Raw genomic sequence first — 12,759 nt, 5'->3', positions numbered from 1 at the left:
ATTCAATAAATATGAAGGAGAAAATTAAGACCATAACCAAAAAAGCTGGAAATGAACTTTTATCTATTGTATTGACAACACTGTACTTTGCAGTGTGGTTTGTATTATTAATGATATTAAAAAAATTAATTTTAATTGATTACCAAATACATTTTGTGGGTTTGTCAACTGCACTTATTGGTGCTTTGATTATGGCTAAAGTGGTGCTTATTATGCAATATATCGAATTTGAATGGATCAAAAAGTACCCTCCAATTGTTGATATAGCAGTACGTACATTTCTGTACACTTTGGCTGCCCTTACTGTTTTGCTGCTTGAAAAGGCATTTGAGGCGCGAGATGAATACAGTGGTTTTTGGTCTGCTCTTGAACATATTTTTCAGCACCGGGATATTTATAAAATATGGGCATCGACGCTAATAATTGCTGTGTCACTATTTTGGTTCAATGTTTTTTCTATTTTGCAGCAATATCTTAAACATAATGAAATTAAAACGCTCTTGTTTAAAACTCCGTTAGAAGAAATACATAAATTCACAACATTAAGAGAATGACAATATTGCGTAGCGTAATTCTGAAGAACGTATTGAAGCGACATTTTGAATATTTTTCAAACTACACATTTATAGAAATTTAATAAAAATGTCGAGAAAAGCGTATTATGAATTAATTCGTGTAATTACAAGGGTAAATGTATTGGAAATTAATACTTACTTATTGTGTTTTTTATTTGTTTATATTGAACGCCTTATAAATGATAAATAAATCAATGATTTATTTATTTCAAACCTACTCTTTATGTTTTTAATTGCCTAGTTCTAAGAAAGAATACATGTTGTTTAAAAATTCAATTTCTTAAAATTAGTTTGAATGGTAACCCATAAATTTAATAAATATGAGAACAACTAAAACAACATTTATTGCAAAGTTTTTTTTATTAAGTATTATCATCATGCTTATTTCATGTGAAAAAAAGGCCAAAGAACAGAATGACACGACAGATGAAACAGCGATGGACTCGACTTCGCAGGTTGCGGTTGCTCCCAAAAGTGCACGTCCGGTAGAATGGGGCTACGAAGAAAATGGTCCTGATAAATGGGGTAGCCTAAGTCCGGTTTATGCAACATGTGGAAGCGGGCACAGCCAATCTCCAATTGACATACAAAAAACCAAATTAAAAACAGGAGCCAATTTGAATTTTGCATATGTTCCTTCCGAATCATTTACAATTGCCCATAACAATAATATGGATAATATTGTTGATAACGGGCATACCATTCAGGTTACAGTTGAAGGCGGAAGTGTTTTTACTTTTGGACAAAAAGCTTATAATCTAAAACAATTTCATTTTCACACACCTAGTGAGCATACTATTGATGGAAAACATTTACCAATGGAAATGCATATGGTGCATCAAAGTGAAGATGGCAGTTTAGCAGTTGTGAGTATTTTAGTCAAGGAAGGAAAAGCAAAAAATAAAAACTTCGAAAATATTATTACGAATTTACCAAGTTCCAAAGGGGAATCAAAGGATGTTAAAAATTCGAAAATAGATTTAACAACGCATTTTCCAAAAAATATTTCAGCTTATCATTATATCGGTTCTTTGACTACACCACCATGTACAGAGGATGTTCAGTGGGTAATAATGGAAGATATGATATCCTTAACAGCTGAAGAAATAAAAGCATTTTCTTCTCGAATTGGCAAAAATAATCGTCCAGTTCAAAAATTATATGACCGTAAAGTAGCTTTGGATAATTTTTCAGGAACTACTAAAGGGTAAACAATATGAAGAACTTTTATATTTACTTATTTTTCTTTTCTGTAGTATCGACCTCAATCAAAGCACAAACTGCTAATGATACTGCAGAATTAGAACCTGGTTGGTGGAAAATACCAAAAACAGAAACTCGATTTAAAGTTGGCGGTTATGTGAAATTTGACCTTATACATGATTTTGATCCAATTGCATCACCCGATTTTTTTGATGTTTCTAAAATTCCGACAGATAATTCAGAGGGAGAGAGTACTCATATGTTAGCAAAAGAATCCCGAATAAATTTAGACTTTAGGGTTCCAACTAAAATAGGAGAACTGAAAGCTTTCATTGAAGGAGATTTCTATGGTACGAGCAGTGTATTTAGATTACGTCATGCGTATATAGAAATTAGAGGGTGGCTGGCTGGACAAACCTGGTCAAATTTTATGGATGAAAACATCATTCCAAATACATTAGACTTTGAAAAGCCTTCTGCATATGCATTTGCAAGACATGCAATGTTACGTTATAAGTTTACCATTTCTAAAAATTCGTATTTTTCATTAGCCATTGAAGAACCCAGTGCACTAGCACAGATTCCCTCGCAACCAGGTACATTTGAAAGTCCATTACCAGATTTAACCGCACGTTATAGATTTAGTAAAGAATGGGTGCATATTCAGTTATCTGGTTTTATAGCAAAACTTCGATATCGTTATACTGCTGGAGGGAAAGACGATCTTGCATTATATGGTTTTAATCTTTCAGGCCAAGTAAACTTTTCAAAAAATGATAAATTTATTTATCAGGGATTAATAGGCCCCGGTTTAGGCAGGATGAGAGGTGGTCTATCCGCGGGTTTAGATGAAACGGGTAAGCTTAAGGCTCTGGATGACCATGGTTTTACACTAGGTCTCCAGCACGATTGGTCACCTTCGTTATTTTCATGCGCAGTATACAATCAGGGAGCAGTGGATAACACTGCGGGTCAGGCTGTCAATAGCTTACATAAACTAAATTATGTAGCTGTAGACCTGCAATGGAAATTCATAAAAAATGCATTGACAGGAATAGAATATTTGCATGGCACCCGGGAAGATAATGACAATTCAACCGGTAAGGCAAACAGAATTCAATTTAGTGTAAAGTATGCATTCAATTAGTGACGGTTTGAACAGTACAACTTAATTTATTAATAAGGATGTAAAAATGGCGTCAATTGTCTTCAATTGACGCCATTTGGCTGTGGTGAAGGGAACAGGACAAATTTCTATAAAATTTAGGGACGATTTGAAGAGATTGTCATACTACATTTAGGCGCGAGCATTATATGTCTTCAGGATTTTGGTTTGGCTGTCCTGTTGGGGATTGATATAAAATGGTCTTTCCTTTTTAAATGTATTGATTTCAGTTTAGTTTAGTGTTTCTTTATTATCAATTTCTATACTTGGAGGCATCAATTTGTACATCACAGGGGTTACAATTCTGGACAGAATGGTCGAACTTATCAGTCCGCCGATAAGAACAATCGCCAGTGGTGCAATTAAAGGATTGGAATTCAAAGCTAAGGGAATAAGACCGCAGATTGCCGTTATCGAAGTCAGCACTACCGGTAGAAAGCGTGTTTCTCCGGCAATAGCAATTGCCTCATCTATGGAGTGCCCTTCCTGTCTGAGCTGATTGGTAAAATCGACCAGCAGCAGTGAATTTTTAACCTGAATACCCGACAGACCAATAAAACCGATAATAGCCACCAGAGACATCGGACTTCCGTTAATAAGCAGTAATACAACCCCTCCTAAAATCCCTAATGGAATAATGGAAAGTACAATAATGATTCCTTTGAATGTTTTGAATTGCAATAGCAGTACAGCAATGAAAAGGAATGTACTCAGAATAATTACCGAAAGGAAATTCCCACCAAGTGCATCACCTTCGGACTCTTTTTCACCGGACAATTTATAATAATACCCTTTTGGCATTTTAAGTCTATCAAGTTTTGGGATAATCTCTGTTAATAAATCATTAGCATAATAACCTTTGTCTGACAACGCTGTAACCTTGGCAAAACGGGATTTATTGAAATGATTTATTGCCGTTGGCGAAGTTTCAAAAGAGATGTCTGCAATTTGGTTCAATGCAATTGGCGTTCCCTGAATATTATTTACATACAGATTTTTTAAAGCGTCCAGATTAGAAAATTTATCTCTGGGCAGTGTAAGTGTAACATTTCTGGCATCACCTCTGTCATCGATGTAATCCCCAACAGTTAATCCGGCTACAGCAAGACGTACCACTTTATCTGCCTCACTTGTCATTACGCCTAATGTTCGTGCTTTTTCTTTATTAATTTTTACTTTGACATCTGTTTTGTAAGTGTTTAGTTCATTGTTGATATAAACTGTTCCTTTCTGATTGCGCAATATAGTTTCAACTTGAGAAGAAAGTTTGCGAAGAACAGCCGGATCTTCTCCAAAGAGCCTCACTACAATGTTGGCCTCGAGAGGCGTTCCCTGCTCAAAATCTTTAACTTCGATTTTAGCATAAGGCATTGTCTTGAATTTTTCACGGAGTCTTTCAATCAAAGCTGTTTTTTCGGTAGGTTTTGCCTCATCTTCCAGCTGCACAAAAATCTGTGCAAAATCAGGTTTTCTGTCCTGCGGGTGTACATTATAATAGATCTGTGGGTTTCCCTTGCCGACATTTGCAGTATAAAAGACAATTTCTTTATGGTTTTTCAGTTCAGCTTCAATTAGTTTTGTTACCCTGTCGCTTTCTGTCAGATTGGCCTGAAGCGGCATTTTTATATTAATGAGAAACATTGGTTTTTCTGAAGTTGGGAATAACTTAAATCCGGTAGCCTTAAAAAGCCCAAAAGCGGTTATGCTTAATGCTACGGATATAGCAATTGTTGTTTTTGGGAATTGCAATGCCTTAGGCATAATCCTGCTGTAAGATCGTGTTAGGAATTTTTGCAGATACTGAAGAAAAACATTCCCTTCACCATGTTCGTGCGTTTTTAAAAATCGGCTTCCCAGAAACGGAACTAATGTCATTGCTACAATCATTGACGCCAGTACACTTGTAATAATTGCCATAGGAAGACTTCTTATAAATTCACCTGACACATCAGGAAGGAACGCCAGCGGTAAAAAAGCAATAACAAGAGTGGCTGTACAGCCTACAACAGCAAGGCCTATTTGTTTGGTGCCTTTTAAAACAGCATCCATTTTAGAATGACCTTCCCGAAGCCAGCGCTCGATGTTTTCGACGACCACAATACTGTCATCCACCAGAAGTCCTAAAGCCACCACCAAACCTACAATGCTTAATTGATTTAAGGAATAACCGAATGCATTCATTACAATGAGTCCTAAGGCAAGTGAGAGCGGTATGGATATCATAACAATTAAGGAAGCTCTTGACCCTAATGGTAAAAGTGTTATGATAACCAAAACGATTGCAAGGGTGAAATCAAAGCCCAAATGCCCCAGACGCTGCGATACCATATTGGCCTGGTCAAAGCTTTTAACCAGCTTTATATTTTGAGGCAGATCTTTAGAGAATTCCTCTACTATTGGTAAAAATTCTTTTTGGACATCAGTTATGTTTACGTTATCTTTCATACCTACGGTAACTAAAACACAGCGATGACCGTTTATGCGGGTAATATGATCTACTGTTTCAGATTTGTAACCTACTTCGGCGACATCCTTCATATAGATTATTTTACCATTTGCATTGTAGATAACAGTATTGGCAACATCATCGGCATTTTTAAATTTACCGCTTGTCTTTACATTAAACACCTTACTGTCAAGATTGATGCTTCCTCCGGGAATATCGGCAGCCTCACTCTGAAGACTCCCCATCACCAGGTTTAATGGAATTTTTAATTGTGCTAGCTTATCCAGGTGCAGATCAATTCTAATTTCCTGTTCCGGTATTCCTGCATATTTTACGTCTTTAAGATTGGTAATTTTTTCCAGTCTTGTCTTCAATTCATCTGCTGCATCACGCAGTTTTTTATCTGATGCATTTTCTGAAATTAAGGCCACCTGAAGAATTTTTACATCTGATGAAGCAATTTTCTCGGTTTTTATCAGGTAAATATCTTTGGGAAGTTCGCTGGCCTGCAGCGCATTCATTTCAGTAGAAATTTCCTGGTACTTATTATCTACATCAACCCCATATTTAAATTTTACCTGAAATGCAGCTACGCCATCTTCGACAGTAGTGAGGATTTTATCGATGTTCTCCAGCCCGTAAATTTTATTCTCAATAGGTTTTACTACCTGTTCTTCCATATCCTTTGGACTGGTTCCGGGATAAATAACCGTAATCAGATATTGGGGAGGGTGAGTAGAAGGATCTTCTGATCGCGGCATTGAAAACAGGGTCAGATACCCTACAACAGACACAAGAAGAAATATAATCAGTGTGAACTGATAGTTTTTAACGGCAAAGTTTGTTATCTTCATGGTGCTTATTATTTAATGATCTTAATCTTTGATTCTTCGTTCAAATAGGCGCTGTTCGAGATCACTATCTGATCTGTTTTCTCAAGGCCGTCTTTGATGTAGACGATTTTGTTTTCAAATTTGTAAATGGTCACGGACTGTCTTCTCACTTTGTTATTTTCAACTAAAAAAACAAAAGCCTTATTACCGTCTGCTTCAATAAGTGCATCATAAGGGATCGTGATCAAATCCTGGGCTGTATCAGCATGTATTTCGGCTTTCCCAAACATACCCACTGCAGGTTTGCTATTTTTCATATCTAGTTTTAATTCCACCTGAAAGGACCCCAGGGCCGCATCAGCAGACTGCGATTTTCGAAAAACCACGGCGTCAAATTTTTTATCAGGATAACCATCCAGGGTAACGGATGCTTTCTGGCCCATTTTAACAGATGCCCATTCTTTATCTGTCAGTCCAACTTTTAACAGGTAATTATTGTTGTGGGATGTTTCATTTATAGCTAAGATCGGAGAACCTGGCCCGACAACTTCGCCTTCATTGGCTATTTTTTGAGATACGAAGCCATCTGCCGCCGCATATATCTTGGCATAACGGGCATTAAAAGCAACGGCATCTTTTTGTTTTCTGGCAATGTCCAGGCCGGTTTTTGTATTTTGAAGCTGCTCTAAAGTATATACGCTGTCTTTATAGAGATTATTGGCGCGCGTATAATCCCTCTCGTATTTTTTTACGTTTAAATCGGTCTGGTTTAAACCCGCACTGATTTCGGTTTCATCTAATGCGGCTAAAAGCTGTCCTTTCTTAAAAAAATGCCCTTCCTCGACATAAATATGCTTTACTAAACCGCCAATTTTAAAGCTGTAATGGGCAGCATTTTCTGTTGTGACCAAACCAGAAGCGCTTATATTACTTGTAAGTGCCAAGGATCCTGCCGGTGCTGTTTTAATGGATACAATATCAGCAGTTTCAAATTGATTATGCTCTTTTTTATCTTCTTTACATGCATAAAAAACAGGAAAGGCAAAAAGACATATTGCTATTGATTTTTTACTCACAAGCGTAAAATAATTTTTTTTGTGTTCGTGACCCGAGCCTGAAAGGCGAAGGGATGCAATAATTTTCGATTTCATCAGTATTGTTTTTGGATTATTTTAAAGTAAAAGTGGCATTGGCTCTTTCTAATTCTGCATAGGCAATCCAGGAATTATAAAGAGATATATTAGTATTAAGCTGTGCATTTACCCATTGATTCTGTGCATCCAGAAGTTCAATGTAAATGGCTTGTCCTTCTTTATATAATTTGGTTATGTCCTCATTGTATTTTTGGGCCGCTGCTTTTTGATTTTTAGCGGCATTAAATTGTTCCAAAGCGGAGATTAAATTATTTCGGGTAACCTGAAACTGGAGCAGCAGCTGCTGTTTTACATTATCAGTCTGTGAGTTTATTTTTTTATTGTCTTCCTGAACCTGTTTGAGCCTGTATTTATTTTTGTTGCCTGAGAAAATAGTCCATTCTAAGGCGGCACCGGCAAAATAGTATCGTGATTGTTTATTCACTTCAAAATCAAAGTCCTGAAATCCAAAATCGGCAAATCCGCTCAATTTTGGGTACCAATACGATTGGGTAAGCTTACTTATATTTTCATTTATATCTTTTGCCATCGTAAGCTTTGAAAGTTCTTCTCTGCCTGAGGTGTTTTCCGGTACCAGTGCACTTGGCAGGCTTTCTTTATCCAAATCAATCTCAATTTCGCTGTCAAGCTTTTGATTAATTAGAAAATTAAAATATGTTTTAGCGGTATTGCTAACTTGATTGGCTGTTTCCAGATTTGCCTCAATACGAATTACTTCATTATCACTTCTAAGAACTGCCGTACGGTTTATCTTGTCATTTTTAAATAAGGACTGGTTAACCCTTTGATTTTCTTTTACCAATGCTAAGGCATCTCTATAAATATTAATTCCTTCAATTGACTGCAGGTATTTATAGTATGCCGTTTTTATTTCTTTAACCAGCTCCCTTTGATAGATTTCAAGCTCTATTTTTTGTAAAGAAGTCTGCTGGCTTTTTATTCTCTTGTTATAGATGATTTCATAGTTCAGCAATGGCATTGTCGTGTGAATTTTAGCGTCATAGAAATTATCGGGATTAATCAGAACCGACTGGTTCTGCAGAGAAGGGAAAGCATTCGAATTGGTTATTTGATTGAGTGTGCTGTATACAGGATTTAGCATATCTCCAATTGGAATATCAATTGTTCTACCTCCATCGGCCTTAGTATAATTGGCATTTAAAGATACAGTAGGGTAGAACAGGGAACGGGCTTCTTGAAGGGCGTACATACTTTTGTTAATGTCGAAGTTGTGCTGTTTGATTACCTCGTTGTTTTTTAATCCAATCTGGATGTAATTATCGAGTTTGTTTTGGGAATATGCTATAAATCCAAAACAAAGAATGGTAAATGTAATTGCTTTTTTCATTTTATTGTACATTGTTTTTAAATTGAACATTGTTCATTTTTTTGATCAAAAAAAAGTTTAAAGTTTCTTTATTATTTTTAAATATTCGTTGTATCCCTCAGAAAGGATTGTATCTGGATTAGAAAATTTTACACCTTTTGTTCTCTGGCGTATTTCCAGACAGCACATTCCATGTACTAAACTCCAAATCATAAAAGATAAAGCTTCTAATGAATGTCCTTCAAAATGTCCTTCATTCATGCATTCTTCGACAGTTTTCTTTAGCGCATTAAAAGTATCCATTCCTTCGTTCCATGCGACTTTTTCAGTGCTTTCAATAAATTCCATTGGTGCTTTAACGATAAACATCAGATCGTACATTTCAGAATTTTCCATCGCAAATTTCAAATAGGTAAATCCCATTTTTCGAAGACGCTCCATTGGATCTTTAATAGCAAACAATTCGATAAAATAGCCACCTAACTCCTGAAAACCAATAGAGTGGAGGTCGTGAAGAATGGCATTCTTATCTTTAAAGTAAACATACACAGTTCCAACGCTGTAGTCAATTTCATCAGCAATGTTTCGAATCGTAGTCTGTTCAATACCTCTCTCTAAAAAGAGTTTTTTGGCTCCTTTTAGGATCAGCATTTTTAAGGCTTCTTTTTCACGTGCTTTTCTTTCTGCTGTACTCATGCTGCAAAGGTATGTATATTTTTTGAACAGTGTTCATTTTTTTAATAATAATTTTAAATTCGCTTGCTTTTTGATCATTTTTGTTTCTCCTTTTCTTCTAAATGATTTAATTATTTGCTTTGAAAAAGAGTAAGAATTAAGATCTAAGACAAGTTTGAATTTCTTAACTTTGCATAATGAAAGAGAAGATAGTAAGAGAAGTTTCCATGTTTAATAATGAACTGAAACTGCAGGGATTTAAGGCATTTCAGATAGAAGATGATGGTGCCGAAACCAGAACGTACAGCAGAAAGGAGTTTTATAAAATCTGTCTGACAACTGGTAAAAGTAAGATTCATTATTCTGATAAAACCTATGAGCAGGAAGGTACGATTCTCTTTTTTGGAAATCCGCACATTCCATACTCATGGGAAACTATTTCTACAACTTATACTGGTTATACTATTTTATTTTCAGAAGAGTTTTTTAAAAACGCCGAGCGTTCCGAAAGCCTGCAGCAATCGTCTTTTTTTAAAATTGGCGGAACACCTGTTTTGAAAATCACAGAAGAGCAAAGAGGTTTTCTCAATACTATTTTTCATAAAATGATTACAGAACAGGAAAGTGATTATGTTTTTAAAGATGAGCTGATTCGCAATTACATCAGTCTTATTATCCATGAATCTTTAAAGATGGAACCTTCCGATAATTTCGAACAAAATAAGAATGCCTCTACCAGATTGTCATCTGTATTTTTGGAATTATTGGAAAGACAATTTCCAATTGAAACTACTTCTAATCCACTTCAAATAAGAACAGCACAACATTATGCACAACATTTGAATGTGCATGTCAATTACCTGAATCGAGCGGTAAAAGAAGTTACAGGAAAATCGACAACGACTCATATTACTGAGCGGATTATCACAGAAGCCAAAGCGCTATTGCTCCATACTGATTGGAGTGTTTCTGAAATTGGCTATGCACTTGGGTTTGACTATCCAACCTACTTTAATAATTTCTTCAAAAAGAATACCGGCACCAATCCTTCTGCATTTCGTCAATCGGAAGTTTGAATTTCTTAATCTTTGGTTTGATAATCGTTACTGCCTTACTTTAAGGTAGCTTTACCTTTGTATCTGGTTATTTAATTCAAATAGTATGTCAGATACAAACCCTATTTTCGATGCCGCACCATTTCAAAAAGATATTTTTGAGAGACTTTTAATCGGTGAAACTATATTTCCAAATGATTCGCAAATAGGCAGATTGAGAGCCGAAGCATTCGCTGTGAAAGCATTACTTAATCAGATGAATAATGCTGTAAATCCTGAAGAAATCACGCAGATACTAAGCAGAATCTTAGATAAAGAACTTCAGGATGTTACTGTATTTACACCTCTTTATATCAATTGTGGAAAACACATTACAATTGGTAAAAACGTATTTATCAATTTTGACTGCACCTTTTTGGCATTAGGCGGAATTACCATTGAAGACGATGTTTTAATTGGACCAAAAGTCAGTCTCATTACCGAAAATCATCCGCTAAATCCTGAGGAAAGAAAAGGATTAACAGGTAAACCAATTCTCATCAAAAAAAATGCATGGATTGGTGCCAATGCCACGATTTTGCCCGGCGTAACAATTGGAGAAAATGCAGTTGTCGCAGCAGGAGCAGTAGTTTCTAAAGATGTTCCCGATAATACCATTGTTGGCGGAATTCCTGCAAAGTTCATTAAAAATGTTCAACCTTAAAAGAGATAATTATGAAGTTAAAATCTTTAGTGACGGTTATCGCTATGCTTTTTGCTTTTTCTTTTTGTAGTGCAAGTTGCAGCAATGATAACGAAAGAGCACCAAGAGAAAATAATGAGAATGGAAATAACGATACTATTTCAACAACTAAGATGAAAATTACAATTGGTACAACAGTTTTTACGGCAACATTGTATAACAACCCAAGTGCAGCAGAATTGAAAGCAATGCTCCCGCTGACCCTAAATATGACCGAGCTGAATGGTAATGAAAAGTACTATGATTTTCCTGGTCCGTTTCTAGTAAATACTTCAGTTGGAGGAGATATCAAAGCAGGTGATTTAATGCTTTATGGGAACAATGTGCTGGTGCTTTTTTATAAAAGCTTCAACACTTCCTATCGGTATACAAAACTTGGGTATATCGATAATCCAACGGGACTTGCTACTGCAATGGGTGCTGGAAATGTAGTTGTGAAATTTGAAAACAATTAAAATCAAATCATTATGAAAAATATAAAATGGAAAGCAATTCAAAAGAAAATGAAAAAAACATTCGCAATCGCAATATTATTCCTGATAACAGGGCAAGTATCTGCACAAAAAGTAGAATCAAATTTAGAAAAAATGAATACATCAAAAGAACATTATACATTTCAACTTAGTGAGAAAGTAATACGTCAAAAAGTGAGCTTCAAAAATCGTTACGGCATTATTTTAAGCGGAGATTTATACCTTCCGAAAAATACAGGAAACGAAATCTTGTCTGCATTAGCCATCAGCGGACCCTTTGGAGCGGTGAAACAACAATCATCAGGATTATATGCCAACCAAATGGCAGAACGCGGTTTTATAGCTTTGGCTTTTGATCCATCTTATACAGGAGAAAGCGGAGGCGAACCACGAAATCTAGCTTCTCCGGAAATCAATACAGAAGATTTCAGCGCTGCGGTTGATTTTTTAGGATTACAAAAGAAGGTTGCTAGTAATAAAATTGGCATCATCGGGATTTGTGGTTTTGGCGGTTTTGCTTTAAATGCTGCTGCTATTGATAAACGAGTAAAAGCCGTTGCTGTGACAAGTTTGTATGATATGACCAGAGTAATGTCAAAAGGATATAATGATTCAGTAACTCTGGAACAAAGAACCAAAACATTAGAGGATTTAGGTCAGCAACGTTGGAAAGATGCCGAAAAAGGAAAGCCAGCAGATGGTCCAAGGAATTTGCCGGAAAAATTGAAAGGCGATGAGCCACAATTTGTAAAAGAATATTTTGATTATTACAGAACGCCCCGTGGTTTTCAAGCTAATTCTGTGAACTCAAATGGAGCTTGGTTGGTAACCAATCCGATCTCTTTTATGAATATGCCAATATTAGCTTATGTAAAAGAAATTTCCCCACGACCAATGCTTTTAATCGCTGGAGAAAAGGCGCACTCAAGATATTTTAGTGAAGATATTTTTAAAGTGGCAAATGAACCAAAACAATTAATAATTATCCCTAATGCAGTTCACGTTGATTTGTATGATAAAGTGGATGTGATTCCTTTTGATAAATTAGATGATTTTTTTAAAAAATATTTGAAATAAAAATCAGATCAAAAAAACCGTTGATAGTCATCAA

11 protein-coding genes are annotated in these 12,759 nt (G+C 35.8%); 7 read left to right on the top strand and 4 right to left on the bottom strand.

Features of this window, described 5'->3' with window-relative positions; genetic code table 11:
- Positions 1-11 precede the first annotated feature (11 nt).
- From Q7C23_RS06595 to Q7C23_RS06585, 3 genes are all read left to right on the top strand, one after another.
- The gene (locus Q7C23_RS06595; protein WP_375031758.1) at positions 12-554 is read left to right on the top strand and encodes a hypothetical protein; all 543 of its coding nucleotides are present in this window, start codon (positions 12-14) and stop codon (positions 552-554) included.
- A 341-nt stretch (positions 555-895) separates the two neighbouring features.
- The gene (locus Q7C23_RS06590; RefSeq protein ID WP_375031757.1) at positions 896-1,786 is read left to right on the top strand and encodes a carbonic anhydrase; all 891 of its coding nucleotides are present in this window, start codon (positions 896-898) and stop codon (positions 1,784-1,786) included.
- 5 nt (positions 1,787-1,791) lie between these two features.
- On the top strand, positions 1,792-2,925 hold the full coding sequence (locus Q7C23_RS06585; protein ID WP_375031756.1) for a DcaP family trimeric outer membrane transporter: 1,134 nt from the start codon (positions 1,792-1,794) through the stop codon (positions 2,923-2,925).
- A gap of 249 nt (positions 2,926-3,174) precedes the next feature.
- Here Q7C23_RS06585 and Q7C23_RS06580 read toward each other — a convergent pair whose 3' ends face one another.
- Genes Q7C23_RS06580 through Q7C23_RS06565 form a run of 4 tightly spaced genes read right to left on the bottom strand, consistent with a single transcriptional unit; the run spans position 3,175 to position 9,399 of the window.
- Entirely contained in the window at positions 3,175-6,243 is a 3,069-nt protein-coding gene (locus Q7C23_RS06580; RefSeq protein WP_375031755.1) for an efflux RND transporter permease subunit, read from the bottom strand.
- An 8-nt stretch (positions 6,244-6,251) separates the two neighbouring features.
- Complete coding sequence (locus Q7C23_RS06575) at positions 6,252-7,373, bottom strand: efflux RND transporter periplasmic adaptor subunit (protein ID WP_375031754.1); 1,122 nt, start codon at positions 7,371-7,373, stop codon at positions 6,252-6,254.
- A 16-nt stretch (positions 7,374-7,389) separates the two neighbouring features.
- Entirely contained in the window at positions 7,390-8,724 is a 1,335-nt protein-coding gene (locus Q7C23_RS06570) for a TolC family protein (protein ID WP_375031753.1), read from the bottom strand.
- Between the two features lie 57 nt (positions 8,725-8,781).
- Positions 8,782-9,399 carry a TetR/AcrR family transcriptional regulator gene (locus Q7C23_RS06565; RefSeq protein ID WP_375031752.1) on the bottom strand — a complete coding sequence of 206 codons (618 nt, stop codon included), beginning with the start codon at positions 9,397-9,399 and terminating at the stop codon, positions 8,782-8,784.
- 176 nt (positions 9,400-9,575) lie between these two features.
- On the opposite strand from Q7C23_RS06565, the gene Q7C23_RS06560 reads away from it, so the two are divergent.
- From Q7C23_RS06560 to Q7C23_RS06545, 4 genes are all read left to right on the top strand, one after another.
- Positions 9,576-10,454 carry a helix-turn-helix domain-containing protein gene (locus Q7C23_RS06560; RefSeq protein ID WP_375031751.1) on the top strand — a complete coding sequence of 293 codons (879 nt, stop codon included), beginning with the start codon at positions 9,576-9,578 and terminating at the stop codon, positions 10,452-10,454.
- A gap of 85 nt (positions 10,455-10,539) precedes the next feature.
- Positions 10,540-11,136: a DapH/DapD/GlmU-related protein gene (locus Q7C23_RS06555; RefSeq protein WP_375031750.1), complete on the top strand. Its 597-nt coding sequence runs from the start codon at positions 10,540-10,542 to the stop codon at positions 11,134-11,136.
- Positions 11,137-11,147: 11 nt separating this feature from the next.
- A complete protein-coding gene (locus tag Q7C23_RS06550) occupies positions 11,148-11,630 on the top strand; it encodes a cyclophilin-like fold protein (RefSeq protein ID WP_375031749.1) in 483 nt (160 codons plus the stop codon).
- A gap of 12 nt (positions 11,631-11,642) precedes the next feature.
- Positions 11,643-12,725 (top strand): alpha/beta hydrolase, encoded by a 1,083-nt coding sequence (locus Q7C23_RS06545; RefSeq protein ID WP_375031748.1) that lies wholly within the window; start codon positions 11,643-11,645, stop codon positions 12,723-12,725.
- Positions 12,726-12,759 lie beyond the last annotated feature (34 nt).

This window comes from Flavobacterium sp. LAR06 (assembly GCF_041946075.1).
In the GTDB taxonomy this organism is placed as follows: Bacteria; Bacteroidota; Bacteroidia; order Flavobacteriales; family Flavobacteriaceae; genus Flavobacterium.
Note: the sequence above shows the minus strand (reverse complement) of the source record. Positions and strands in the feature narration are given on the sequence as shown.